21 protein-coding genes are annotated in these 25916 nt (G+C 46.3%); 13 read left to right on the top strand and 8 right to left on the bottom strand.

All coding sequences use genetic code 11. The features are described 5' to 3' along the window. Nucleotides 1-11 precede the first annotated feature (11 nt). Genes ACHFJ9_RS19475 through ACHFJ9_RS19455 form a run of 5 tightly spaced genes read left to right on the top strand, consistent with a single transcriptional unit; the run spans nt 12 to nt 5634 of the window. The gene (locus ACHFJ9_RS19475) at nt 12-1220 is read left to right on the top strand and encodes an AAA family ATPase (RefSeq protein ID WP_257887772.1); all 1209 of its coding nucleotides are present in this window, start codon (nt 12-14) and stop codon (nt 1218-1220) included. 12 nt (nt 1221-1232) lie between these two features. Continuing rightward, entirely contained in the window at nt 1233-2678 is a 1446-nt protein-coding gene (locus tag ACHFJ9_RS19470) for a CpaF family protein (RefSeq protein WP_006742393.1), read from the top strand. Nucleotides 2679-2687: 9 nt separating this feature from the next. Further along, the gene (locus ACHFJ9_RS19465; RefSeq protein WP_006742394.1) at nt 2688-3656 is read left to right on the top strand and encodes a type II secretion system F family protein; all 969 of its coding nucleotides are present in this window, start codon (nt 2688-2690) and stop codon (nt 3654-3656) included. A 2-nt stretch (nt 3657-3658) separates the two neighbouring features. Further along, a complete protein-coding gene (locus tag ACHFJ9_RS19460) occupies nt 3659-4600 on the top strand; it encodes a type II secretion system F family protein (RefSeq protein WP_047008928.1) in 942 nt (313 codons plus the stop codon). Nucleotides 4601-4620: 20 nt separating this feature from the next. Next, nucleotides 4621-5634, top strand: coding sequence for a tetratricopeptide repeat protein (locus tag ACHFJ9_RS19455; RefSeq protein WP_006742396.1), 1014 nt, complete (start codon nt 4621-4623; stop codon nt 5632-5634). Nucleotides 5635-5752: 118 nt separating this feature from the next. Here ACHFJ9_RS19455 and ACHFJ9_RS19450 read toward each other — a convergent pair whose 3' ends face one another. Then, complete coding sequence (locus ACHFJ9_RS19450) at nt 5753-6868, bottom strand: phosphatase PAP2 family protein (RefSeq protein WP_150919348.1); 1116 nt, start codon at nt 6866-6868, stop codon at nt 5753-5755. A 100-nt stretch (nt 6869-6968) separates the two neighbouring features. Continuing rightward, nucleotides 6969-8108, bottom strand: a complete 1140-nt coding sequence (chrA, locus tag ACHFJ9_RS19445) for a chromate efflux transporter (protein WP_395356009.1) — start codon at nt 8106-8108, stop codon at nt 6969-6971. A 111-nt stretch (nt 8109-8219) separates the two neighbouring features. Between chrA and ACHFJ9_RS19440 the strand changes: the two genes are divergently transcribed. Then, the gene (locus ACHFJ9_RS19440) at nt 8220-9140 is read left to right on the top strand and encodes a LysR family transcriptional regulator (RefSeq protein WP_079400319.1); all 921 of its coding nucleotides are present in this window, start codon (nt 8220-8222) and stop codon (nt 9138-9140) included. 48 nt (nt 9141-9188) lie between these two features. On the opposite strand, the gene ACHFJ9_RS19435 is transcribed toward ACHFJ9_RS19440, so the two are convergent. The 4 genes from ACHFJ9_RS19435 to ebgR form a co-directional block, all read right to left on the bottom strand. Continuing rightward, on the bottom strand, nt 9189-10622 hold the full coding sequence (locus tag ACHFJ9_RS19435) for an amino acid permease (RefSeq protein ID WP_395356006.1): 1434 nt from the start codon (nt 10620-10622) through the stop codon (nt 9189-9191). A 78-nt stretch (nt 10623-10700) separates the two neighbouring features. After that, nucleotides 10701-11153, bottom strand: coding sequence for a beta-galactosidase subunit beta (locus ACHFJ9_RS19430; RefSeq protein ID WP_152811681.1), 453 nt, complete (start codon nt 11151-11153; stop codon nt 10701-10703). A gap of 3 nt (nt 11154-11156) precedes the next feature. Next, the gene (gene ebgA / locus ACHFJ9_RS19425) at nt 11157-14255 is read right to left on the bottom strand and encodes a beta-galactosidase subunit alpha (protein WP_395356004.1); all 3099 of its coding nucleotides are present in this window, start codon (nt 14253-14255) and stop codon (nt 11157-11159) included. Nucleotides 14256-14601: 346 nt separating this feature from the next. Continuing rightward, nucleotides 14602-15588, bottom strand: a complete 987-nt coding sequence (gene ebgR, locus ACHFJ9_RS19420) for a transcriptional regulator EbgR (RefSeq protein WP_395356002.1) — start codon at nt 15586-15588, stop codon at nt 14602-14604. Nucleotides 15589-15967: 379 nt separating this feature from the next. On the opposite strand from ebgR, the gene galE reads away from it, so the two are divergent. The 4 genes from galE (at nt 15968) to galM (ending at nt 20466) form a co-directional block, all read left to right on the top strand. After that, nucleotides 15968-16987 (top strand): UDP-glucose 4-epimerase GalE, encoded by a 1020-nt coding sequence (gene galE / locus ACHFJ9_RS19415; protein ID WP_395356000.1) that lies wholly within the window; start codon nt 15968-15970, stop codon nt 16985-16987. Between the two features lie 82 nt (nt 16988-17069). After that, on the top strand, nt 17070-18122 hold the full coding sequence (locus ACHFJ9_RS19410; RefSeq protein WP_374072991.1) for a UDP-glucose--hexose-1-phosphate uridylyltransferase: 1053 nt from the start codon (nt 17070-17072) through the stop codon (nt 18120-18122). A gap of 109 nt (nt 18123-18231) precedes the next feature. Next, nucleotides 18232-19392 carry a galactokinase gene (gene galK, locus ACHFJ9_RS19405; RefSeq protein ID WP_053312904.1) on the top strand — a complete coding sequence of 387 codons (1161 nt, stop codon included), beginning with the start codon at nt 18232-18234 and terminating at the stop codon, nt 19390-19392. 9 nt (nt 19393-19401) lie between these two features. Then, on the top strand, nt 19402-20466 hold the full coding sequence (galM, locus tag ACHFJ9_RS19400) for a galactose-1-epimerase (protein ID WP_395355998.1): 1065 nt from the start codon (nt 19402-19404) through the stop codon (nt 20464-20466). A gap of 73 nt (nt 20467-20539) precedes the next feature. Here galM and ACHFJ9_RS19395 read toward each other — a convergent pair whose 3' ends face one another. After that, on the bottom strand, nt 20540-21565 hold the full coding sequence (locus ACHFJ9_RS19395) for a LacI family DNA-binding transcriptional regulator (RefSeq protein ID WP_395355996.1): 1026 nt from the start codon (nt 21563-21565) through the stop codon (nt 20540-20542). Between the two features lie 212 nt (nt 21566-21777). On the opposite strand from ACHFJ9_RS19395, the gene ACHFJ9_RS19390 reads away from it, so the two are divergent. Together ACHFJ9_RS19390 and ACHFJ9_RS19385 are read left to right on the top strand one after the other, a co-directional pair. Next, nucleotides 21778-22848 (top strand): cellulase family glycosylhydrolase, encoded by a 1071-nt coding sequence (locus ACHFJ9_RS19390; RefSeq protein ID WP_017447735.1) that lies wholly within the window; start codon nt 21778-21780, stop codon nt 22846-22848. A 70-nt stretch (nt 22849-22918) separates the two neighbouring features. Then, nucleotides 22919-24307, top strand: a complete 1389-nt coding sequence (locus tag ACHFJ9_RS19385; RefSeq protein ID WP_109169546.1) for an MFS transporter — start codon at nt 22919-22921, stop codon at nt 24305-24307. Nucleotides 24308-24396: 89 nt separating this feature from the next. Here ACHFJ9_RS19385 and ACHFJ9_RS19380 read toward each other — a convergent pair whose 3' ends face one another. Next, nucleotides 24397-25395: a substrate-binding domain-containing protein gene (locus tag ACHFJ9_RS19380; protein ID WP_395355993.1), complete on the bottom strand. Its 999-nt coding sequence runs from the start codon at nt 25393-25395 to the stop codon at nt 24397-24399. 176 nt (nt 25396-25571) lie between these two features. Between ACHFJ9_RS19380 and ACHFJ9_RS19375 the strand changes: the two genes are divergently transcribed. Beyond that, nucleotides 25572-25904 carry a tRNA-binding protein gene (locus ACHFJ9_RS19375; protein WP_005494151.1) on the top strand — a complete coding sequence of 111 codons (333 nt, stop codon included), beginning with the start codon at nt 25572-25574 and terminating at the stop codon, nt 25902-25904. The last annotated feature ends 12 nt before the right edge of the window (nt 25905-25916 follow it).

Below are 25916 nucleotides of genomic sequence, written 5' to 3'. Positions count from 1 at the left end.
GGAGTAGCTTTATGTTGAAACCAGTCAAAATGGATAATGAAACGCATAAAAGTTTAAAAACAAACTTGATTGTTTGGATAGTTTATTCTACGTCAAATTTTAAAATTCACATTGCTGATGAATTATCAAGGTGTGTCAATCTAAATATTGATTGGATAGAGCTAGGTTCCTTTAACTTGGACTTTGTAAAAAATAAGCAAATTCCCGATCTTATTTATATTGAAACAGGAGAAAGTTGGGCGCAGAAAGTGGCTCATGTGTACTCTAGTGACAGTAGCTTACAGCATAATCACACCGCTTTGATTGTCTTTGGTGATGAAAACGATACTGCATCTCTCAAAATGGCGTTGAGGCTTGGCGCAACAGATTATTTGTCGCGTTCTGTTGATCTTGATGAACTATATCCACTATTAAAATCGACGGCGGACGAAAAGATTGCCAATAAACAAATGGGCGATTTAACTTTATTTATCAATACAAAAGGTGGTTCGGGTGCAACAACACTGGCGATCAACACCGCGATAGAACTGTCAAGTTACGCGAAGAGTAAAGTATTGCTCATTGACTTAGATATGCAGTTTAGTGATGCGGCCGATTATTTAAACTGTAAGCCAAAATACAATATTAATGATGTGATTGATTCTGTTAATGATTTGGATGAGTTATCACTAGAAGGTCTCGTATATCAACATCCTTCAGGTTTGAATTATTTATGTTTTAACCAAAATGATCCTAAAGGTAACTACAAACATGCAGTTCAAGTCAGTAAGTTATTACCTATTCTGAGACAGTTTTACTCACATATTATTGTGGATTTGTCTCATGGTGTTGAGCATGTTTATCAACAAATTGTTTCTCCGGCTACGCATATCTTTTTAATTATGCAGCAGAATGTTACTTCGGTTAAGCATGCTGTCAGCTACATACGTTCTTTAGAATTAGACTATGGTTTAAGTAGTCATCAGGTTGAACTGATTGTTAATCGTTTTGAAAAGAAATCAACAATATCTTTGAAAGACATTGAAAATGCAGTTAGTGGACATGCGATACATTTAGTACCTAATAATTTTGCTATTGCTATCGAGAGCGCTAATTTGGGTAACCCAATTGTTCAATCTAAGAAAAATAGTGCGCTGAAAGCTTCTTTGGCTGAAATATCGCACTTATTAGAAAGTCCGACCAAAGAGAATCAAAGTTGGATCAAAAAACTATTTTCTTAGTAAGGGGGAGTTATGTTTTTCAAACGGAAAGGCGTCGGGAGTTCTTTCAATTCCGTAGATGAAACAAAAGAATCCAAAGTTGTGAATGTCGAGTTGGCAAAATCTGACGAAGATACGTCAGATGAGCAAAGGGCTTTATCGCCTGTTGAAGCCAAGATGAAAGCGATCGAGGAGCAGAAAAAACAGCTAGAACAAGATCTCTCGATCAAACACTACTATCACAAAAAGCTACTGGATACCTTGGATCTCGGGCTTTTATCGCACTTGCAAGAAGATCGCGCGAAAGAGGAGTTACGCGAAGCGGTCGTTCAGCTCATTGCTGAAGATCAAACACACCCGTTGAGCTCTGAAGCTCGCAATCGCGTGATACATCAAATTGAAGATGAAGTGTTTGGTCTAGGGCCGCTGGAACCGCTGCTTGAAGACCCAACGATTTCAGATATCTTGGTCAATGGTCCGAAAAATATCTTTGTCGAACGTTTTGGTAAGCTCGAGAAAACGCCACATACCTTCTTAGATGAGCGCCATCTGCGCAACATCATTGATCGCATTGTTAGCCAGGTTGGACGAAGAATCGATGAAGCATCACCAATGGTGGATGCTCGACTCAAAGACGGTTCGCGTTTCAATGCGATTATTCCTCCTCTTGCCATTGATGGCCCTTCCGTTTCTATTCGACGTTTTGCGGTTGAACGTTTGAATATGGATAACCTATTAGAGCTTGGTTCGTTATCTCCAGAGATGGCGAAGTTTCTCAATGCTGCGGTCGTGGGGGAAATGAATATCCTGATATCTGGTGGTACAGGCTCTGGTAAAACAACCACGCTGAATATTTTGTCGGGCTTCATTCCAAGTGATCAACGTATTGTGACCATTGAGGATTCGGCAGAGTTACAACTCCAACAACCACATATTATTCGCTTAGAAACACGTCCTTCTAACATCGAGGGTAAAGGCGAAATATCTCAGCGCGATTTAGTGAAAAACTCGCTACGTATGCGTCCTGACCGGATAGTTGTTGGTGAGGTTCGTGGCTCAGAAGCGGTGGATATGTTATCGGCAATGAACACGGGTCATGATGGGTCGCTGGCCACCATTCACGCGAACACACCAAGGGATGCGTTGAGCCGTATTGAGAATATGTTCTCGATGGCGGGTTGGAATGTGTCGACCAAAAACTTGAGAGCGCAGATTGCCTCCGCCATCAATATTGTCGTGCAAATGGATCGCCAAGAAGACGGTAAACGCCGCATGGTCAGCGTACAAGAAATCAATGGCATGGAAGGCGACGTTATCACCATGTCGGAGATCTTCACCTTCCAAAGAAGAGGGGTCGATCAAGAAGGCAATGTGTTAGGTGATTACATGGCAACAGGGATTGTACCAAGCTGTCATGACCAATTAGTAAAACGAGGCTTAGACGTACCATTTGAAATATTCAATGAAAAAGCCCGTTAGGAGATTGCTATGGATAGTCAATTCCCCCTTTTTCTTGTGCTGCTTTTTTTGTCCGTATTCTTTATTAGCCAGGCGTTAATTTTGCCTTCTGCGGGTAAAAAGGTTAAGCATAAGCAGTTAATTAAGCGGATACACGAAAGCCATAAACACATCGATCAAGAGAGTATTTCCCTACTAAGGGAAAACTCGCTCAAAAACCTTTCTCCATTAGAGCGATGGCTTGTGAGGTTCAGCCTATTCGATAACTTTAAGAAGAAATTGGAATTGGCTGGGATACACATGGGGTTCAGTCGGTTTATTTTTCTCACCTTCCTCGGCGGGGTTGCGGTTGGGCTATTTCTGTTCTTATTCGGGCAAGTTTGGTACCTCTGTGCCGGTGTTGCGGTCGCTTGTTGGGTGTCGGTTTACTTCTACCTACAGAAAAGAATTGCCGATCGTTTAATGAAGTTCGAAGAGCAACTACCAGAGGCGCTCGATATCATTAAGCGAGTACTACAGGCCGGTCAGCCAATTACACAAGCGTTTGGGGAAGTAGGCAGAGAGGTCAGTGCGCCGCTTGGCCCTGAGTTCATGAATACCTTTAACTTACTCAACTATGGTTATGACCTCCGCTTGGCGATTATGCAAATGTCAGAAAGAACCCCTACGGTATCCATGCTTGCTTTCTCGAGTGCGGTGTTACTGCAAAAAGAAACGGGTGGTAACTTAGTCGAAAACATTGAAAAGCTCTCTCATATCCTACGTGCTCGTTTCAAACTCGCTCGAAAAATCAAAACCATTTCTGCGGAATCTCGAATGTCGGCATGGGTATTAGTATTGGCGCCTTTTGGGTTGTACGTCATTATTTCACTCGTTCGGCCTGAGTATATTGAGCTGCTTCATACGCACCCAATGGGGATCAAAATGGTGATTGGTGGGATGGTGGCCTTATTTATCGGCACGCTGTGGATTCGTAAAATCGTCAATATTGAGGTGTAGCTATGGAAAGCATTCAAGGATGGTTAAACGGTTTTGCTGTCGGCCAAGAGACGTTACTCATGGGGTTGATCCTCATCACCACCGTGTTAGTGGTGATGACGCTAGGATCGATAATTATTGGGGTTAATTCGCCAATTAAAAGAAAGTTAGCCGAACTGTCTGGCGACAAAAAAGAAGTCTCTCACCACAACAAAAAAATGGCTGACACATTGGAGTCGTTAGCGCCTTTAACTTCGCCAACCAGTGAAAAAGAGCGCCAAACGACACGCAATAAACTGATGCATGCTGGGTTTCATGAAAGCAATGCCTTGTCGATGTTTTATGCCATTAAATCGGTCACAACAATACTAGGTGTGATGGTGGCAGCACTGGTGTATTTCTCTATTCCGGAATCTAAATATCTGTACACCTACATGGCGTTATCCGTATTTATTGGGCTTCTGATTCCTGATTTTATTTTGCGCCGAATGGTCAACAAGCGTCAGCAAGCGATTCGTGCAGGTGTGCCCGACATGCTCGATTTGCTGGTGGTTTGTACCGAGTCAGGGCTTGGCTTTAATGCAGCTTTGCGTCGCGTTGCAGACGAGCTGGTTATATCTCACCCAGAGCTTGCCGATGAAATAGACACGGTGTGCAACAAAATTAAAGCGGGTAAACCAATGCCTGAAGCCTTAAGAGAGCTAGTATTAAGGACAGGGTTAGAAGAATTGATGGGGCTGGTGAGCATGCTTAGCCACGCCTCTCGAATAGGTGGGAGCTTAGTCAACTCCTTGCGTGAGTATACCGAAGACTATAGGGATAAGCGTCAACAAGCAGCAGAAGAAATTGCTGCAAAAATCCCAGTCAAAATGATGTTTCCAATGGTGCTGTTTATTTGGCCATGTTTTTTCATCGTGGCTATTGGACCTGCGTTAATTTCATTGGCTGAGGCATTTTCTAATTAAAAAGCAAAATAGGGATCGTTATGTGGATTAAGAAATACGTCATCATCTCGTTGTTGGTGCTTACCGCATGTTCAACAACTGAACAGTCATCAGACTTCGATTCAACGCTGTACTCAGGTAAGCCCGTTGAGTCACTCACCAATGATGAACCTCCAAAAACAGAGGAGGAGGCAATCTCTCGAGGGGATATTGCATTAAGCAATAAAAATGTCGACTTAGCGTTGTATGAATACATTCGCTCGCTCTCTTTCCCGAATGCGGTCCATAAAGACAAAACCTTATACACCGTGGGGCGTATCCATTTGGCAAGAGAGAATTCAGAACTTGCGGATAAATCATTTCGAGCATCTTTAGCAGAGAACCCTGATCACATTGGTTCCCTCACAGAACTTGGCACTCTATATACGAAACGTGGCGAAAAGGACGTCGGGAAGAGTTACTACATCCGCGCTTTGAATGCTGACCAAATTCGTATGGATGGCGATCCGATTATCACCAAAGACAACATTACAGCTGAGAGCGTTGCAACGTATCGCTATGATGATAAATCACCGGTTTCTGCTTACTCTGGTCTAGGTGTACTTTACGACATTCGTGGCGACCACGATATTGCGCAGGCATTAATTAGAAAAGCGTTGGATATTGATTCAAGAAACGTCAATGCTTTAGTCAGCCTAGGCTATTCCTACTACATGGAAAAAGCTTATTCAAAAGCGGCGCACTTTACTCAAGCTGCGCTGAGCATTAAGCCGGGGGATGAAAAGGGAATCAATAACTTGGGTCTCATTGCACTGGCAAAAGATCAACCACGACAAGCTCTGAGTATTTTTAGTCGACACATGACAGAGCCGGAAGCACTCAATAATGTTGGTTACTTCTTGATCCTTCAAGGCAAACCAGGCGAGGCGATTCCTTATCTACAACAGGCTATTGATAAGAATCCTGCCTACTATGAACTGGCAAATAAAAACTTAGAGCGAGCATTGGCAATGGTAAGAGAGCGAGGGGATACCTCTACAGCGCTTCTCCAATAACTTCACAGTCTATTTAAAAAGAAAGCCACTCAGCAAGATGGAGTGGCTTTTTCATTTCTGGGGACTTTTTCATTTATGGAGAGTAGTCCGTTGCAAGGGTGTTTGTTCAATTAGCCGTTCATTCGCTTCTTTCAGGGTAAGAAGCATAGCGCCGCAAAGCCCAACCAACTATCTTCCATAACATCACCGTCAAGAGTGTTGCGAGGTAGCCATCAATCGCATAATGCCACGCTAAATGTACTGAACCGATTTGAATGATGACGGCGAAAGCGTAAGCAAAGTAGCCGATGGTTTTGTTGAGTCTATAAATTGATAGCGCCATCAAAACAGCAATGGAGACGTGCAAACTCGGCATTGCCGAAATACCAGAACCAATACCATTGGCATTCGCGATGTACTCATCCCAAAGATATTGCTGTGTAGGCAATGCCCACAATTGCCCAGCGTCCACATTGGTAAGATATTGGCTTTGGGCTTCGAGCGTTTTCATCAGAGGAACAAACTGTTCATCTCCAGTAATAAGCTCCACGTAGCAAGGGCCTGCTGAAGAGAGTAACGTGGCGAAGAAGACACCAAGAATCATCCAAGACAATGCGAACGTGAGTAAAAATTGTTGCCTTACCAACGGGTATTTTTTGTAGATAAGGAAAAAGATGAGTATACCCCACATACAAAAAAACCATGCGTTGTAGGCAACGTTTAGCACCAGTGAGGCCCAAGCATTGGAGAATAATGCATGGGTCAATTCCCAAGGTGCAACGCCGAAGTGCAACAGCGTATCAATATTCGCAAAGGTTAGATCCCATTTAAAAGGATTGATGATTGGAATAAGCGATTTCAAAAACGTGTGGTTAGAGAAAATCAGGTTAAGTGCCATCATCGAAACAAACACTGATACAGGGCGGTGTAGTGGAAAAATAAGATGTTTCAGTTTTCGTATGAAGCGCTTTGCTGGCTGTTTTTCTTTGCGCAGTATGAGATAGAAATAATAATAGATACACCAGCTTAAACCTGTGACATACAAAGCTTGCATGAGCGTTTCAAGGTAAGTGGTAAAAGAGTAATCAATAGGGAAATCGAGGTATAAAGAACAAAGATAAATGACAGCAGTCGAGATAAAGCAATAGGTGTAGAAAATCTTATCGATCAATAACTCGTTCTTCATAGACTGGAGCCAAGTCGCTGCTTTTTGCTGCCAACTTACGTTGATCTGGTAATTGTTGTCTTGTTCCATCGACGATCCGTCATCTCTATCCTTCCAATGTCATTAAGCTTAGTTGAGAAAACGGGCACTTGTATTTAAGTGCCCGCTAAGAGTTTGTCGTTTAAGATTTTTACATCATGCCCGTGACAAGGCCTGCCGCCACAAAAAACACGATCATCCATAGCACCGAAAGGTTGAGTTTTTTATGTAGATAGAAACCCGCGATCACTAACGCCATGTCGATGGGAGCAACAACTGCGCTGCTAAATACTGGCTGGTAAAGTGCCGCGAGTAGTAACCCTACTACCGAGGCATTTACACCGTTGATGGCGCCGGAGACCAGCGGTTTGCCTGCCAGTGCTTGCCAGTTTTTAAGAACGCCAAGCAGTAAAAGAAACCCTGGGAGGAATACGCCAAGCGTTGCGATCAGAGCGCCTAAAATTGGCGTATCCGAAAGCTCATAACCGATAAAAGTCGCAAAGGTGAACATTGGCCCCGGTACAGCTTGTGCAGCGGCGTAGCCTGTTAAAAATGCATCTTGGCTGAGCTGGTCGCCAACAATGTTTTGCAGAAGCGGCAGAACCACATGACCGCCACCAAACACTAAGCTACCAGCTTGGAAAAAATCACTAAACAGCCCAAGCAAAGGCAACGTATGAGCCACTAACGGTAAGCCGAGTAAAAGCACCGCAAATAGAGCCAATGGCGCGATAGACGGTTTAAACGGCTCGGTTGATGGCGCGGAGTCTTTCTGCAGATATCGCATGCCGACAAAACCTGCTGCGAGCAACACGAACATTTGCGTCATGATGCTTGGTGCCACCAGCAACGCAATCGCAGTCGCGACGCACAAACCCGCGGTTAGTTTGCTTTGGCAGAAGTTTTTGTACATGCCCCAAGTCGCATCCGCCACGACCACGACTGCGAGCAGTTTTAGGCCGTGGACTATGTTTTGAAACACAGCGGTGTCGGTGATTTGGCTGCTCACCATCGCCAGTGCCAACATGATGATTACCGAAGGAAGCGTGAATCCGACAAATGCTGCGCATGCGCCACTTAAACCGCCGCGTTTATAGCCTAAAGCAAAGCCGACTTGGCTTGAGCCGGGTCCCGGCAAAAACTGACTGAGCGCGACGATTTGTGCGTACTCGCTGTCATCAAGCCATTTCAGTTTCTCAACAAAGGTTTGGCGAAAATAACCAATATGAGCCGCAGGGCCGCCGAAGCTGAACCAACCCAGCCAGAAAAAAGTTTTGAAGATGGTGAACATGTCGAGCCTGTTTATCTAAAAGCATTGCTGCTAATTTATCGGATGCTCTAAAATGACTCAAATTGATAGATTTAATTTCATTTATGAATGAAATGGGATGAGGGTGTTGAGGTGAAAGAGGACATTCAGTGGCGCAACATTGACTTGAACTTATTGGTGACGTTTTCCTACTTGTATCGCTATCGAAGCGTTAGCGTCGCGGCAGAGAAAAGTTACGTTAGCCAGTCGGCGATGAGTCATAGTTTATCTCGTTTAAGGTTGTTGTTTGACGACCCGCTTTTTGAGCGAAAAGGGCACAAGATGGAGCCCACCGAGCACGCTCACCACATCGCGCCAACCGTGCATCATTTGCTGGACTCTATCGCCAAAGACTTGCTCACTAAGTCTGCCTTCCAACCTGAAAATTACGCGGGTGTATGTCGCATTGGGTTAACGGATTATGCCGAGTTTATTTTTGCTCCTCGGCTTTATGACGAAATACGTCAGCGCGCACCAGAGGCGCAGATCAGTTTTATTAACGTCAATCGTAGCAACTACGTGGCATTAACTGAGCACGAAAAGCTCGATGTCATTATTGGCAGCATGCCAGTGTTGGATGACAACTTTGAGAGCTTGTACTTGTACACGGAAAAACACGTGTGTATGTGTGATAAACAGGTATTGAAAGGGGAAACACAGCTATCTCTGGAAGCGTTCGCGAACATAGAGCAAGCTCTGGTAAGTCCCGATGGGAGCTTAAAGACACAAGTAGACCAAAAGCTCGCAGAGCATGGCTTGAGCCGTAAAGTCACCGTGGCGTCGCGCAACTTTCTCACTATTCGGCATTTATTGAAAAAGCGCGATCTCATTGCCATCGTGCCAGAAAAAATGGCGTTGGCGGAGGGCTTTTCGGACGATCTCATTACTATTAAGCCGCCGATCGCCGTTGCGGATTTTGATATTGCCATGCTGTGGCATTCAAGCCGAAACAATGAAGACAAAGGCATTTGGCTACGCGAGTTGGTTTCTTCGACCATCACCTCTCACATATAAAAAAGGGCACCAAAGGGTGCCCAGAATGTTTGTCATTGAGAGTCTGTGTTATACCGCTTGCGAAGCTGGCGCGGCTTCTTTTATACGCTCTTCTTGATTCAATGATTTTTCGTATTGGTTGTACTTCCACCAAGCAAAGCCAAGGAAAATCACGATACCGCCAACGTTGTAGAAAATGATGGTCATGATGTCGGCCCCAGTAGGGAAGGTCGATGCTAAGAAACCAACCGTAAAGATAGCGATCAGTACCGATACGGTAGCGATGCCCATTTTGCGTGAGCCCATTTTGAAATCACGCTCGACGTGATCCAGTTTCAAGCGCAGATTCAGGTACGCCAGCATGATGAACAGTGGTGGCAGCATCGAGGCGGCAGCGGTCATGTTGATCACGGTATTCATCAAATCTTGAGCGGTGTTAGAACCTAATGTTGGGATGATCATCAATGGAATGACGATAAGGAACTGATACCAAGCTGCGCGAGCTGGTACGCCGTTTTCGTTCAGCTCTACGGTTTTCTTACCAAAAATGCCTTCTGGAATCTCAGAGAAGAAGATTTTCACTGGCGTTGCTGTCCACATCAGTAGAGAGCCAAACATAGCGGTAAAGGATACCAAGCCTACAAAGCGGTTCATCAATACTTCTGGCAAACCAAAGTACGCAGCCAAACCTTCAAATACTTGTACCGAGCCACCCGTGTATTTTAGGGTTTCGCTAGGAACAAACACGTTAATCAAAACAGACGCGACTGAGTAAAGCACACCGATAAAGATACCTGCGATGATGATGACTTTAACGAACGATTTCGAGCCGCCTTTCACATCGTTTACGTAAACCGCGACCGATTCCGCACCGCCTGCCGCCATAAAGATCCATGTAGTAATGCCTAAAAATGCCCAGCTGAAATCAGGGATCATCGCTTCTACAGTAATTGGGTCAGCCGGTTCTACGCCGCCGATCAACGCTGCGCCAGCCAGTAAAATGTACGACATTGTCAGTAGCAGCATGAGGGAGGAGGTCACCGACGTAATTGGCCCCAACATTTTCGCGCCGTTTGTCGATACGTAGGTCGCAAACGCAAACAAAATCATACTGAGCACGGTAGTGGTGAATGGCGTCAGAATGTATTCATAGCCTAAGAACGCGTAAGACGCATAAGCGATAACGCGCGGTAGCAAAGACGTGAAGAAGAATAGGTTAACGAACCAATAAGTGTAGGCAGAGATAAACGCCCAGCGACCGCCGAGTGAGCTTTTTACCCATGCGTAGACACCCGCTTCAGAATCTTTATTCAGAGATACGAATTCTGCGATGATCAAACAGAAAGGGATGAAATAAAAAATGGTCGCCAGAAAGAACATTGGCGCAGAAGCTAGACCGATCTCGATGTTGTTATTGATTACGTTATTAAAGCTAAATACTGCAGCAAAGGTGAGGGACAACAACCCGAATTTGCCTATCGTATTACGTTTGGATTCAGACATGTTCTATCTCCGGTGAATCACGTTGGAATTGTAGGGAGGAAGGGCTTGTAATGCTGTGACCACAGCCCTTCTCTTGTTTTATTTATTTAGGAAGTAGCCATCTTCGATGGTCACTTTGAGCACGACTTTTCTTACGCGGTTGTCTCCGTGGAAGCGGTACGCTTCACTGTTTTCAAAAATCGCCACTTGGCCTTCGCAAAGCTCACGTGTTTCACCCTGACCAGAAAAAAATTCGCGGTCGGTTTCATCACGATAAGCTTGTTCTAGTGTTAACGCGGTTTTATCCGCGAACTCAACGCTTTCTCGGCCTTCGAGGTAGTAATGCACATCGAAGTAACGACGGTTACCGATGAACATTTCGGTTTGTTTCGCGATGCCATCTTCAACCATGTAAACCAGTGAATCGCCAATCGAGTGCATCACGCCATCTTTGATGTTTCCGATGTTGCCAATGGCTTCCACACAGCGGTTCCATTTACGACCGTTGCGATATACCTGTTTGAATTGCTCTAAGCTGTCTAACACGATCATGGGTTACGCCTCGTTGACTGATTGAGTATTGGTTTGAGTGAAAAATGCGTTATCGAAATCATGGTTTGCCATCACGTGTGCGTTGCAATCGCCTGCTTGCAGTGGCATCAGCGTCAAACCGTAACGGAACTCGTCCATGTACACGCGGTAAGAGTCGAGCACTTCACTGCCCCATGAGTTCGAGCCTAACCCCATCACTTGATGGTCAAGGTTAAGGGTGATGTAGCCACTCTTTTCTAGCTCGATCGTATGTTGCGCTTCATGCAGATTTTGGTTGGTGTAGAACCACGCGCTAAAGTTGATTTCTTGCTGAGGTTTCACCAATAACCCTGTGCCATGACGGTTGGTGAGTGAGGCCCAGCGCACGTGTTGGCGGTTGCCGTTGTTTTGCGGGAACGGGTAGTTCTCGAACATGTCCTCGACGGTGCTGTGGTAAATATCAATGAGGTTGGCTTGGCAACTGTCTTGGTAGTTTTCTTCTGGGCCACGACCGTAGTAACTCACTTGATCAAAGCTGCCGTTGATGCCCAAATCCAAGCCGATGACCGGAATCACGTGAGGGTAGTCGCCGTAGCGCTCGCCACTCAGTTCCACGTTCAAATGGCCTTGAGCATTGATTTGATAGCGATAGGTACAACGCATGCCAAAATCAAAGACCGGCGGCGCAATGATGCTGGTGGTCGTAATTAAGACGGAATCATCGGTTGCTTCCACAGCAAGTGTGCGGAAGTGCTCCTGCATGATTTGCAGATGCGCTGGGTGCCACAAACCTTCATACTCTTGTTTGTGGTTATCAATCATCGGTTTGAAGAAGTTCAGTCTCGGCTCAGATTGAATGATCTCTTCGCCATTTACGCGCCAAGAAGTCAGCTTGCCGTTTACTTTGGAGAAGGTAAGCGTGAAGTTATGACCTGTGATCACGTGCTCTAGGCGGCTTTCTTCAAGCACCAAGGGTTGAATATTGTGGTTGACCAGCGCAGGCAACGTCGCGGTGTTTTCTTTCAGTTGGAACTGATACACCGCAATTTCATGGTTGGCTTCGCTGTAAAGCGTGCGACTGTCTTTGCGTACGGTGAAGTTCACAAAGGCTTCGCGCTCATCCAATTCTGGCAAGTCGATGGTCACTTCACGTTCGCTGTTGGCGACCAAAGCTTCGACTTTGAATTGCACGCTACGCAGGGTTTCACCTTCGGCACGCACGTCAGCAGTAATGGTGTAATCATCGAGGTTGGTGAACCACAATTTGTTCTCAACGATAAAGCGGTCATGACAACCTTCAACGGCGCGGATTTTCACCGGTGCAATGACTTGTTTGTATTCTTTCAGGCCAGGGCCCGGGGTTTGATCTGGGTAAATCAGACCATCCATGCAGAAGTTGTAGTTGTTTGGGTAGTCGCCATAATCGCCGCCGTATTTGTAGAACTCTTGGCCGTGCTCATCACGCGCTAGAATGCCGTGATCACACCATTCCCAAACGTAGTGACCTTGAATGTGGTCGTGCGCATAGAACACGTTTTGGTATTCGGTTAAACCACCCGGCCCGTTCCCCATCGCGTGTGCGTATTCGCAGATGATGCGTGGCTTCTCGTGTGGGTGTTCACCAAAGTAATTCATCAGTTGAGCGCGTGAGTACATAGTGGAAATCACATCCACCACTTCAGCATCGCGGTCTTCTTCGTAGTGAACCAAACGGGTGTCATCAATGGCTTTGGTCGCGGTATACATCGCACGGATGTTACAGCCATAACCCGATTCGTTACCGAGTGACCACATGATGATAGAAGGGTGGTTCTTTTGCGCATGAACATGACGCACTGCGCGATCGACAAACACCGCTTCCCAAGCAGGATCATTGGTGATGCGGCTCAGGTCGTCAACGTTGGCAAAGCCGTGGGTTTCCACATCGGTTTCTGCCATCACAAACAGGCCGTAAATATCACATAACTCGTAGAAGCGTGGGTCGTTCGGGTAGTGTGCGGTGCGAACCGAGTTGATGTTGTGTTGCTTCATCAAAATCAGATCTTTTTCCACGCGGTCCATGCCCACTGCGCGACCTTTTAGGTGGTCGTTGTCATGACGGTTTACACCATGCAGCATCACGTATTGATTGTTGATGTAGAACAGGCCATCACGCACTTTGATGTCACGGAAACCCACGCGTTGTGGGATCACTTCCACTACGTTGCCTTGGTGATCTTTTAAGGTAATGAACAAGTGGTAAAGGTAAGGATTTTCAGCCGTCCAATGCGTTGGGCTCACCATATCAATCGCAAAGCTTGTTGAGTGGTGGTTTTGGATAGTCAGTGAATCGCATTGACCACTGGCTACGACAGTGCCTTTATCATGCAGCGCGTATTCCAGCGTATAGCCAGACGCGATAGCGGTAGAAAGGTTTTCCAATTCGATTTGAGCACTGAGCGTCGCACTTTGGTAATCGTCGGCGAAATCGGTGCGAATTGTTAGGTCTTGGACGTGAATGTTCTCTTTTCCGATTAGGTAAACATCACGGAATATCCCCGCCGTCCACCACATGTCTTGGTCTTCAATGTAAGTGGAATCGGCCCACTGCATCACGCGTACAGAGAGTAAGTTTTCGCCTTGTTGGACGAACTTGGAAATGTCGAATTCCGCTGTGAGTCGGCTGCCTTTACTAAAGCCGACGTACTCGCCGTTTACGTACACTTCAAAGTAGGTTTCCACGCCATCGAACTTGATGATGGTTTGTTGGTTATCCCACTGTGGACCAAGTGTAAATGTGCGTTGATAAGCGCCCGTTGGGTTGTCGGTTGGTACAAACGGGACGTCGATCGGGAATGGGAAGCCTTCATCGGTGTATTGCAGATCGCCGTGGCCTTCCATTTGCCACATGTTTGGGACGGTAATGTGTCCCCAGTCGTTCATTGTTTGTGAATAAAACGCATCAGGTACCAACATTGGGTTGGTGAAATAACGGAATGTCCATTGGCCGCTGAGCAACATAAAGCGGCGACTCAGTTCACGTTGAAAGGTTTGTGCGCTCTGAACAGAGTCGTAGGAGAAAAAGTACGCACGCGGTGCCATACGATTCTCGTGTAAGTGTTGGAAGTTTTCCCAATTGTTCACGTTTTGATCTCCCCTCGGCTTGGTGCGCTTATGTTGGAATGCGGATTGGTTTCACCCGGCTCAACATCAGTGCAAAAACAACGGCCGATGTATTGTGAAAAATGCTTATAAATAATCTGAGAAAGATATTAGTAAAAGTTTTACTAAAATAAATTGGTGAAAACGTTTTACTTTAACTTAGTCACGTTTTAAATGACCAATTTTGAGCAAGATGTGATCAGCGTAAAGGAATGCGTTCTAGATTGTTTTGGAAAGTAAAAACAGTAAAAATTCGGTAGAAAATAAAAGAAGAAATAAAAAAGCACTGAAAATTCAGTGCTTTATTTGAACAGTATTGAAGGTGTTTTTATCGAGTTGTGCCGCGTAGTTTGAGCTTGCTTGGAACGTACACTTGAAGGGGCAGTGCGCGTCCGTCACGGTATTTTTCTACTAACAAGTTCACGCCTTGAATACCCATTATTTCAGAATGAATACGAACGGTAGATAGAGGTGGGAAGGTAAAGCGCGCGGTAGGAATGTCGTTCACGCTGATCAGCGCAATATCATCAGGAATGTTTAAACCAAATTCATGCACTGCACGTAACACACCAATCGCAATGGAGTCCGAAGCAATGAACATCGCTTTTGGGAAATCGCCTTTGGCCAGCATCTCTTTCGCTAAGTCATAACCGGACAAGCTAGAGAAATCGCCACGATAAATATCGTCTTCAGAAACCACACCTTTTAGACTGCCGTAGTCCACAAACGCATTTTCACGAATGTCTGCGGTGTTGGGCTCGTCTTGTCCACCAATAAAGCCGATGCGTTCGTAGCCTTGTTGTACAAAGAAATCAACCACTTGCTTGCTGATTCTTACAAGGTCGATATCAACGCAATCGTAAGGGCTAGTTGGATCTGAAAAGTCGATGTAACAGATGCTATCGGCTAGGCGTTTAGGTAACTTATTGACCACCTTTTGGTCGACTTTCCCGACTAAAAGGACACCCGTGATCTTTTGCGTTTCAACATCAACTTCGCTGTTGTAGCAATTGGTTAGCGTAATGCCGAGTTTGTCGCACTGAGTTTCAATCCCATGACGAATCGACAGGTAGTACGGGTCATTCACTTCTGCTTCTTGTTTGTAATTGTACAAGGCCAAAAAGTGATGTTTTTGCTTGGCTTCTTTGGTGGCTTTCTTCGAGCTGCTGGTGCGGTACTCCAGCTTTTCTGCGATTTCTAAAATGCGGCGTTTGGTCTCTTCTTTAACGCTCAACGTCGGATCGTCATTCAAAACTCGCGATACGGTTGCAAGTGAGACGCCCGCTTCAGTGGCGATATCTTTTAGTGTTGCCATGTACATTTCCCGTTGGCATTGCTCACAGTCCAAGTGAGAACTCAATAATCTGGCTATTGTAAACAGCTACTTAGGGATGCACAAACTTTTAGTAAAATCGTGCGATCCACGAAAGAGAGCGGTATCTGCTCGACTCATCTTCACTGCTCATCATCCTCCTGGTTTAATTTAACTAAAGTCAGCATCTAAAATAAGGCTTTTGTGCAATTTTGTGGAAACGTTTACACAATTTGAATTCGATCACGGATCTGGATCGAGATTGGTTGCTAGACTTTTAGCCAGTTAAGAAATGGGCGTACCGATTCGATGCAATGGCGATTGGCTTTTAGCGCATCAGAGTGAGGTATGAACAGAAAGCAGCAAACGTGGAGAAGCAAAAGTGAAAGTTCTTGTCACAGGCGGTATGGGATACATCGGTAGTCACACTTGCGTTCAGATGATTGAAGCGGGAATGGAACCTATCATCGTTGATAACTTGTGTAACGCCAAACTGGAAGTGTTAAACCGTATTGAAGCGCTGACTGGCAAACAGCCTGCGTTCCACCAAGGTGACATCCGTGACGAAGCCTTTTTGGATACGGTATTCGCGCAGCACGACATCCAAGCCGCGATCCACTTTGCTGGCCTCAAAGCGGTTGGCGAATCGGTGGCAAAACCACTTGAGTACTACGACAACAACGTCAATGGCTCATTGGTGTTGGCGCGCAGCATGCGTAAAGCGGGCGTGAAAAGCATCGTATTCAGCTCATCGGCAACGGTTTACGGTGACCCTGAAATAGTGCCGATTACGGAAGATTCACCAACAGGCGCAACCACCAATCCATACGGACGCAGCAAATATATGGTGGAGCAGTGTTTAAGCGATCTGTTCCATGCTGAAAACGACTGGAGCATCACCTTACTGCGTTACTTCAACCCAGTTGGTGCGCACCCTTCGGGCTGCATGGGGGAAGACCCACAAGGCATTCCCAATAACCTGATGCCATTTATCGCCCAAGTCGCTGTTGGTCGCCGAGAAAAACTCTCGGTATTCGGTAGCGACTACCCAACACCAGACGGCACTGGTGTACGTGATTACATCCATGTGATGGATTTGGCCGACGGCCATATTGCGGCATTGAAATCGGTGGGGGAAACATCGGGTTTGCACATTTACAACTTAGGTACAGGTAAAGGCTCGAGCGTACTTGAGATGGTGGATGCGTTCGCGACCGCTTGCGGTAAACCAGTGCCTTACGAGTTATGCCCGCGTCGTCCTGGGGATATTGCTGAATGTTGGGCAAGCACGGAAAAAGCTGAGCGTGAACTAGGCTGGAAAGCAACACGCACGGTGGCTGAAATGACCGCCGATACGTGGAACTGGCAGTCAAATAACCCTAGTGGCTATTCCCCAGAATAATTGTAGTCGCGCGTTGCCATCTGCGCTTCTCACGGTTTTGGGAAGCTGAGTTTGAAGAATTTTAAAGAGTTGAGTAAGTAACATGTCGAATGTCGAATTTAACCCAGTGGATCATCCACACCGCCGTTACAACCCTCTGACTGGGCAATGGATTTTGGTTTCACCTCACCGTGCAAAACGCCCTTGGAGCGGCGCAGATGAAAAGCCCGCATTGGATGAGCTACCAAGCTATGACGATAAATGTTTCCTTTGTCCAACCAACGAACGTATCTCTGGCGATGTTAATCCAGATTACCAAGGCACCTATGTGTTCAATAACGATTTTGCTGCGCTGATGGTGGATTCACCAGATGCACCGGAGTCAAACAACCCGCTATTCAAAACGCAAGGCGTGCGTGGTTTGAGCCGAGTGATTTGCTTCTCGCCAGATCACAGCAAAACCTTACCGGAGCTGCCTGTGGATAAAATTCGTGGCGTGATTGACACATGGAATGAGCAAATTGAAGAGCTCGGCAAGGAATACATTTGGGTTCAGGCGTTCGAGAACAAAGGCGAAACCATGGGCTGTTCTCAGCCTCATCCGCACGGTCAAATCTGGGCGAACAGCTTCTTACCAAATGAAATCGAGCGTAAAGAGCACAACCTAAAAGCCTACTACCAAGAACACGGCAGCAACTTGCTGGTGGATTACGTACAAGCGGAACTCAAAGACGGTTCACGTATTGTGGTGGAAACCGAACACTGGCTGGCGGTGGTGCCTTACTGGGCTGCTTGGCCGTTCGAAACCATGTTGTTGCCGAAAACGCACATTCGTCGCATGAGCGAACTCAGCGATGAGCAACGAGACGATTTAGCGCTAGCGATTAAGAAGCTGACCAGCCGTTACGACAATTTATTCCAATGCTCTTTCCCTTACTCGATGGGCTGGCACTACGCGCCGTTTTTTGACGAAGGCACAGACATCGACCATTGGCAGCTTCATGCACTTTTTTATCCACCACTACTGCGCAGTGCCACGGTTCGTAAGTTCATGGTGGGCTACGAAATGCTGGCAGAAAGCCAACGTGACCTCACCGCAGAGCAAGCTGCGCAGCGTCTGCGTGATGTGAGTGATGTTCACTACAAAGAATGCTAAGTCTTTAAATTGGACTGATTACGAATAACGGGATAGCGCGACTTTACAGATAGAAAGTTAGGCTCAACGCGCTATCCCACACAAATTACTATTTTAAGAGAACGTCCCTATGTCTGAACTTATCCAAAATGTGAAAGCGTCATTTGAGCAAGTGTTGGGCTACGCACCTAGCCATATTATCCAAGCGCCTGGTCGTGTGAACTTGATTGGTGAGCACACCGATTACAACGATGGTTTTGTCCTACCGTGTGCCATTAACTACCAAACGGTCGTGGCGGCGGCAAAGCGTGAAGACAATATTGTGCGTGTGGTGTCGGTCGATTACGGTAACGCAGTGGACGAATTCGATATCACGCAAGCCATTACCTTCCAGCAAGACAAAATGTGGGCGAACTACATTCGCGGCGTGGTGAAGTGTCTTCTGGCGCGTGGCTACCAGTTTACTGGGGCGGATATTTCAGTCAGCGGCAACGTGCCTCAAGGCGCGGGTTTGAGCTCATCGGCGGCGTTGGAAGTGGTGATTGGCCAGACGTTCAAAGTGCTGTTCAATCTTGAGATCAGCCAAGCCGAAATTGCGTTAAACGGTCAGCAAGCTGAGAACGAATTCGTCGGTTGCAACTGCGGCATCATGGATCAAATGATTTCAGCGGAAGGGCGTGAAAATCATGCGATGCTATTAGATTGCCGTAGCCTTGAAACTGAAGCAGTCTCTATGCCAGAAGACATGGCTGTCGTGATCATCAACTCGAATAAAAAACGTGGTTTGGTCGACAGCGAATACAACACTCGTCGTCAGCAATGTGAAGAAGCGGCGCGTATTTTCGGTGTGAAAGCTTTGCGTGATGTGACGATTGAGCAGTTCAACGAGAAAGTCGCTGAGCTGGATGAAATGGTGGCCAAGCGTGCACGTCACGTCATCACAGAAAATGATCGTACTGTGGAAGCGGCACAAGCGCTACAAGCACACGACATGAAGCGTATGGGCGAGCTGATGGCCGAGTCTCATGCCTCGATGCGCGATGATTTCGAAATTACGGTAAAAGAAATCGATACGCTGGTGGAGATAGTCAAAGAGGTGATCGGCGATCAAGGCGGCGTGCGCATGACTGGCGGTGGCTTTGGTGGTTGCATCGTGGCACTTGTACCGCCAGCACTGGTTGATGACGTGAAAGCGGTAGTTGAAGCGAAGTACCAAGCGGCTACGGGCTTAAAAGAGTCGATTTATGTTTGCCAAGCCAAAAATGGTGCGGGTTTGGTTGAAGTGCTGTAAGGAATGATGATGAAAGCCTATTTTCAACAACTAGAACAAGCGATGGCGCAAACGCCGTCGTTTGATGGCCAAACTGCGACTCTGATTCATTTGACCAACGCGAATGGTATGACAGCGTCGTTTATGGATATCGGTGCGACGTGGTTGAGTTGCACATTACCGGTAAATGGTGAAAACCGTGAAGTGTTGTTGCGCTCACCAAATATGGCTGAACACATGAAGCAAGACGCTTACTTCGGTTCCATTGTTGGCCGCTTTGCTAACCGAATTGCGAAAGGGCAGTTTGAGATAGACGGAGAGAAGTATCAACTTGGTATCAATAACGGTGAAAACTCACTGCACGGTGGGCTGGAAGGGTTTGATAAACGCCGCTGGAAGGTTGAAGAGCAAAATGATCAACAGGTCACTTTTTCACTTCGCTCCTCGGACGGTGACCAAGGCTATCCGGGAAACCTCGATGTGAAGGTGACGTACACGCTCACTGACGAGAATGAACTAGCTATCGCCTATGATGCTAAGACCGACAAAACATCGCCAGTGAATTTAACCAATCACGCCTACTTTAACTTGGCTGGTGAGGCGAGCCGCGCGAAAAGTTTGGATCATACTTTACAGCTCAATGCTGGGCATTACTTGCCAACGGATGCGGGGTTAATTCCTTCCGGTGAACAAAAGCCAGTTTCGGGTACCAGTTTCGACTTCACCGAGCCAAAATCGATTGGCCAAGAATTTCTTGCTGAGCAAGATCAGAAAACCGCTGGTGGCTACGATCACGCCTTTGTATTCATGCCTGAAGTGACCGATGGCGTATCTGTCGCTGCGGTTTTAATTGCACCAAAAGAAGATGTGGTGATGAAGGTGAAAACCACCAAGCCTGCCATCCAGTTTTATTCAGGTAATTTCTTAGCCGGTACGCCAGGTGCAAGTAAAACTTACGAACGCTATGACGGCCTAGCATTGGAAACGCAGTACTTTCCAGACGGGCCAAACAAACCAGAATGGGGACTCAACAATGGGGTGTTGAGCTCTGGGGATTGCTATCAGCATCAAACTACTTATCAGTTTGAATTTTAGATAGCACTTCTACCCTTTGAACTTGCAGCGGCAGCGATGCTGCAACTCCAACGACTTTGGGTGTTATGGTGGGCTACATGCCCACCTTTTTTGTTTTTGCCGAAGAGGTTCGAACGATGAGCTCTCCCTCTACTTTGCGTTTGTTAGAAAGCAACGGTTGCCCTTCAATCAGTGCCATCAACGATTCGATTGCGAGTTTACCCATGTCTGAGTAGGGCAGTTCAACCGACGTTAATGCTGGAAAGCTTTCAGAGGCGATTTGCTGATTATCGTAACCGACAACGGCAATATCCTGAGGAATCTTTAACCCCAACTCTGCTATCGCTTGGTAGCACCCCATTGCCATATAGTCGCTGCCACAGAAAATCGCTTCCGGCGGCTGCTCCATATTAAGTAGCGCCAGTGTTTGCTGGTGCGCTTCTTTTAGCGACCAGTTTGCATCGACTAAATACTTTGAGTTAGGAATGATGTCTGCATCAATGAGAGCCTGACGATAACCATCGGCACGTTGCTTACTGGCTAGCATCCAACTTTCACCAGACAGCATGGCGATGCGACGATAACCTTGCGTCGTGAGGTGTGAAACTGCTTTGTAAGCTCCAATCATATCGGCCGGCAAAATACTTGGCGTTTCGGTGTGTTCTTCGTTGGTGCAGTTCAGCAGCACAGTCGGTAAGGAAGTTGTGACGCGTTGCTGCTCCAACTCTCGCGTCATACTGGATGCGTAAACCAAACCTGCGTAATCACCGCCGTTGATCTCTGACTCAATCTTGCTTGCCAACACTTCATCATGGCTGTAATTGAACGTCACCAAAATGTAGTCGTGTGACCACGCTTCTTCTCTCGCTGCATTGATGGCATCGATAAATGGGTCATAACTGGTTAAGCCGTTGATCACCAATGCGATCTTTTTAGGGCGTCCCAAAGCATGGGCAACCTTTTTGTTTTTGTAGCCAAGTGATTCTGCGGTTTCGAGCACTTTACGTTTGGTCGCTTCCGCGATTTTTACGGAAGTTGAGCCGTTCAATACCAGCGATACGGTCGACTGAGAGACGCCAGCCGCCGCCGCAATGTCACTCATGGTGATTTTTTTAGCCATTCTGCTCTTTTACTTAATTTCGTTAGCTAAAGATATTAGCTAAAGATTAAGTTCGGATCATCCTTTAAAGATTAAGATCACAAAAGTAAGTCAGAGCAACTTAAAAGCTGTGATTTTCACCACGTTTATTCTTTGAGCATCTAGTCATTAAATCATTAACCAATATATTAGCTAATATTATTAGTTAATATATTAGTTTTAAGGTGAGTAAGATGAAAAGATGGTCGGAAGAGAAAGCGTGGCAATGGCAAAAAGAGCATGGCTGGCTACGTGGCTTTAACTATTTACCGCGCACAGCGGTTAACTGGAATGAGATGTGGCAAGCGGAATCCTTTGCACCTGAGGTGATGGAACAAGAGTTAGCTTGGGCGCATGATGTGGGTTACAACACTTTACGTACCAACTTACCATTTATAGTTTGGCAAGCGGATCGCGATGGTTTACATGCGCGAATTGAGCGCTTTCTGGATATTTGCGAACGCAATCAAATCAAAGTGATGCTCACGCCGATGGATGACTGCGGTTTTTCGGGCGACCATCCTTATCTTGGTGAACAAAAAGCGCCAGTACCGGATTTGCACAACAGCCAAGCAGCAGCAAGTCCTGGTCGCAATGTGGTGATGGACAAATCTATGTGGGGTGAGGTCGAAGCGTATATTCGCGACATCATCTCTACCTACAAAAATGACCCTCGAATCGTTATTTGGGATCTCTATAACGAGCCAACCAACCGCATGATTTTCACCACCACGGGTGAGATTGCTTACGACGAAGAAATGGAAACCTTTAGTCATGAGCTGATGGAACAAGCGTTTGAGTGGGCACGTGAAGAAAACCCAACTCAGCCTCTCACCGTCGGCGCTTGGCATGCGCCAAGCATTCTTGACCGAAACCTGCCGATTTATGAACACCCAACCGATCGCAAAGCGATGGAGCTGTCGGACATCATTACTTTCCACGCTTACTTACCACTCGATCTGTTCCATAAAGCCGTTGAAATTGTAGAAAGCTACAACCGACCAATGATGTGTACTGAGTGGCTTGCTCGTCATGCGCAATCGTACATGCACGAACAGCTTCCGGTCTTTAAACAGAAAAACATTGGCTGCTACCAGTGGGGATTAGTGAAAGGAAAAACACAAACGCATCTGCCTTGGCCAGAGATAAAACGTAGCGATGCAAACTATGCGAGTCAATGGTTCCACGATCTGCTTGATGAGCAAGGACAGCCGTATGACGCAAGCGAAGTGCAATTGATCAAAACACTCGCAGAAGTGGATTAATTGCCTGTGAGCCGACTCTGAGAAATGGGTCGGTTTCTTATTTACAATAAAATCAATTGAGACGTGAACAATGACTACTCTACAAAACAAACTCACTAATAAGGAGCTGATGTCTTACTTCGGCTATGGGGTAGGCCAGTGCTTTAGCTTTGGTCTAGTCGGCTCTTTTATTCTTTATTTCTATACCGATATTTTGGGCATTTCTCCAATTGCGGCGAGTACGATTTTTTTGATTGCTCGTGTGTGGGATGCGGTGAACGATCCGCTCATTGCCGGATACATGGACACGTTAGACTCTCGCTTTGGTAAATTCCGCCCTTACATGCTGTTTACGCCGGTTCTGATTGTTCTGGTCACGGTGGCCGCTTTCTATAACATCGATGCTGATACATCGACAAAAGTGATGTATGCCGGTATCACTTACATTCTTTGGGGTACGCTTTACACAATTTCTGATGTGCCGTTTTGGTCTATGTCTTCTGTTATGACGGATGAACCGCAAGAGCGAGCAAAAGCGGCAACTTGTGCCATGTTAGGGGTGAATGCAGGTATTGGTGCAACTTTGGTTGTGTTCCCGAAACTGAGCGCTTACTTCGCTGATGGCCGAGCAGATCAGGGTTACTTACCAGCTGTGATTGTGTTAATGATCGCGGGTTTGTTCTTCATGCTGAACGGTTTTTATAACACCAAAGAACGCATATCGACGAAGAGCTGTGAAAAAGTCACGCTAAAACAAACCTTTCAAGCCGTTCGTAAAAACAAGCCTTTGTTTTTTATTCTGGCAGCGTTTTTCATGAATGTGTTCTTCAATCTGGTGAATGGCTTATACATTTTCTTCTTCACATACAACATGGGTGACGCAGGGTTAGTCTCTCTGATTGGTACCATCACTTTGGTAAGTGCGATTGCGTGTTTGGCTACGCCAGTGCTGACAAAGCGTTTCAAAAAACGTGACATCTTTATTGCGCTGTGTGTTTTAGAGATCATCGCTCGCATTGGGTTCTATTTTACTGGCTATGATAATCCAACGGTCGTGATGGCGTGGTTAGCGGTGATCACAGGCATCTTTATGATGACTAACCCTCTTATCTCGGCCATGATTGCAGACACAGTAGAGTACTCTTACTACCACAGCGGCAAACGTACCGCGGCGATCACGTTTTCGGGACAGACCTTTACAGGCAAACTCTCTGTCGCGGTAGCGGGCGGCTTAACGGGGGTAATCTTGACGATGATTGGCTATGTACCAAATGCGGCGCAAACGGAAACCGCGCTCAGTGGTATGTTCTTCTGTATTGCGTTGTTACCGGCATTGGGAGCTCTAGTGCGCATTTTCATTATGTCTCGCTACACATTTACCGAAGACCAACACGCGATTTTACGAGAAAAATTACAGCGTGGTGAGTTTGCGGAAGGCGTTGACGTGAAGTCTGCAAAACCGAACGAAGCCTTGAGCTAGAATCCATATCGTCTCGACAAGTGCTCAAAGAAAAAGCCCGCTCAATAACCTGAGCGGGCTTTCGTTTTCAATTTACAGGTTATCCACCATCAACAACGCTCAACAGAATTTCTTCGTACTAAAGTTGGGCTAAAAATAATGGTTTCGTCTTCAATTTTTTCGTCACGAGATAGCGCCAAAGCCAAACGGGCGGCGCGTTCTGCCATCATCTCGATTGGGTAGCGAATAGTGGTCAGGCTAGGGTGAACAAAGCGGGCGATCAAGCCATCATCGAACCCGACCATAGAAACCTTACTTGGTACATCAATGCCATTTTGATCCAACGCTGCCAGTGCGCCAGCGGCCATGTAGTCGTTGTAGGCCACCACTCCAGTAATCTCCAAAGATTTGGTTAACAGATTGGTCATCGCAACTTCGCCACCATCACTATTGGGCTCACCGTATTCGATGTAGCTTTTGGAGGGTTCAATACCATGTTCTTTCAATGCGGCTTGGTAACCTTGCAATCGCTCATCGGTATCTTCGATGTCGTGGGATGAGGCAATGCAAGCGATTTTGCGATGCCCGTGACGAATCAAATATTCTGTCGCGAGGAATGCCCCCTTGCGGTTATCAAGGGAAATACAGCGTTCGGCCAGTTCTGGGATATGACGATTGATAAGCACCATACCTTTCACCTCTTGGGCATAGCCAATTAGCTCCTCATCAGATAAGCCTTTCGAGTGGATGACTATTGCATCGCAACGGCTGTTGATCAGCAATTCTAGGGCTTGACGCTCATCATCTGGATTGTGATACCCGTTGCCAATCAAGATATGTTTGCCATTTTCGCGCGCGATATTATCGACGGATTTGACCAGCGTGCCGAAGAAAGGATCGGACACATCACTCACCAACACACCCATGGTATTTGTGCTTTGGCTCACCAGTGCACGAGCTGCGGCATTGGGTCTGTAACCCAATTTGCTCATTGCTTTGGTGACCGACTCTACCGATGATTGACTGGCTTTTGGGGACTTGTTGATCACGCGAGAAACCGTTGCGACCGAAACACCGGCTTCTTTCGCGACATCCTTGATCGTTGCCATATAGAACCTTTAGTGGCTAAAAATTTTGACTGGAAGTATTAAACACCCATTGTGTAATAAGTGCAATTTGATAGGGGATTTGCTTTCGGAAATGAGATCTTTACCACTTGTATTTATTAAGCTTACTGATAGTGTAAACGTTATCTTTTTAGTAAAACTTTACTGAGGTTTTAATTATGGAAACTATTGCTTACTCTGATTTTGCCAAACTGGAAATTCGTACCGGAAAAATCATTGAAGTGGCTCGTCATCAAAATGCAGACAAGCTGTACATTGTGCAAATTGATATTGGTGAAAAAACACTGCAAACCGTAACCAGCTTAGTACCTTATTACACCGAGGAAGAGTTGATGGGCAAACAAGTGGTCGTGTTGTGTAATCTTGCCAAAGCCAAAATGCGCGGCGAAACCTCAGAATGTATGTTGTTGTGCGCAGAAACGGATGATGAATCCGAAAGTGTGTTGCTTACGCCAGAAAGAGCGATGCCGACTGGGGTGAGAATTGTTTAATCAGTTCACTGG

Origin of the sequence: Vibrio sp. D3 (assembly GCF_043995865.1) — a bacterium.
In the GTDB taxonomy this organism is placed as follows: domain Bacteria; phylum Pseudomonadota; class Gammaproteobacteria; order Enterobacterales; family Vibrionaceae; genus Vibrio; species Vibrio diabolicus.
The sequence above is the reverse complement of the archived record's forward strand: the minus strand, read 5'-3'. Positions and strand labels throughout refer to the sequence as shown.

Bases quoted from the DNA above. Each gene is read 5' to 3' on its own strand.
- ACHFJ9_RS19475 (WP_257887772.1), top strand. From the start codon at position 12: ATGTTGAAACCAGTCAAAATGGATAATGAAACGCATAAAAGTTTAAAA.
- ACHFJ9_RS19470 (WP_006742393.1), top strand. From the start codon at position 1,233: ATGTTTTTCAAACGGAAAGGCGTCGGGAGTTCTTTCAATTCCGTAGAT.
- ACHFJ9_RS19465 (WP_006742394.1), top strand. From the start codon at position 2,688: ATGGATAGTCAATTCCCCCTTTTTCTTGTGCTGCTTTTTTTGTCCGTA.
- ACHFJ9_RS19460 (WP_047008928.1), top strand. From the start codon at position 3,659: ATGGAAAGCATTCAAGGATGGTTAAACGGTTTTGCTGTCGGCCAAGAG.
- ACHFJ9_RS19455 (WP_006742396.1), top strand. From the start codon at position 4,621: ATGTGGATTAAGAAATACGTCATCATCTCGTTGTTGGTGCTTACCGCA.
- ACHFJ9_RS19450 (WP_150919348.1), bottom strand. From the start codon at position 6,868: ATGGAACAAGACAACAATTACCAGATCAACGTAAGTTGGCAGCAAAAA.
- chrA (WP_395356009.1), bottom strand. From the start codon at position 8,108: ATGTTCACCATCTTCAAAACTTTTTTCTGGCTGGGTTGGTTCAGCTTC.
- ACHFJ9_RS19435 (WP_395356006.1), bottom strand. From the start codon at position 10,622: ATGTCTGAATCCAAACGTAATACGATAGGCAAATTCGGGTTGTTGTCC.
- ACHFJ9_RS19430 (WP_152811681.1), bottom strand. From the start codon at position 11,153: ATGATCGTGTTAGACAGCTTAGAGCAATTCAAACAGGTATATCGCAAC.
- ebgR (WP_395356002.1), bottom strand. From the start codon at position 15,588: ATGGCAACACTAAAAGATATCGCCACTGAAGCGGGCGTCTCACTTGCA.
- ACHFJ9_RS19410 (WP_374072991.1), top strand. From the start codon at position 17,070: ATGTCGAATGTCGAATTTAACCCAGTGGATCATCCACACCGCCGTTAC.
- galK (WP_053312904.1), top strand. From the start codon at position 18,232: ATGTCTGAACTTATCCAAAATGTGAAAGCGTCATTTGAGCAAGTGTTG.
- galM (WP_395355998.1), top strand. From the start codon at position 19,402: ATGAAAGCCTATTTTCAACAACTAGAACAAGCGATGGCGCAAACGCCG.
- ACHFJ9_RS19395 (WP_395355996.1), bottom strand. From the start codon at position 21,565: ATGGCTAAAAAAATCACCATGAGTGACATTGCGGCGGCGGCTGGCGTC.
- ACHFJ9_RS19390 (WP_017447735.1), top strand. From the start codon at position 21,778: ATGAAAAGATGGTCGGAAGAGAAAGCGTGGCAATGGCAAAAAGAGCAT.
- ACHFJ9_RS19385 (WP_109169546.1), top strand. From the start codon at position 22,919: ATGACTACTCTACAAAACAAACTCACTAATAAGGAGCTGATGTCTTAC.
- ACHFJ9_RS19380 (WP_395355993.1), bottom strand. From the start codon at position 25,395: ATGGCAACGATCAAGGATGTCGCGAAAGAAGCCGGTGTTTCGGTCGCA.
- ACHFJ9_RS19375 (WP_005494151.1), top strand. From the start codon at position 25,572: ATGGAAACTATTGCTTACTCTGATTTTGCCAAACTGGAAATTCGTACC.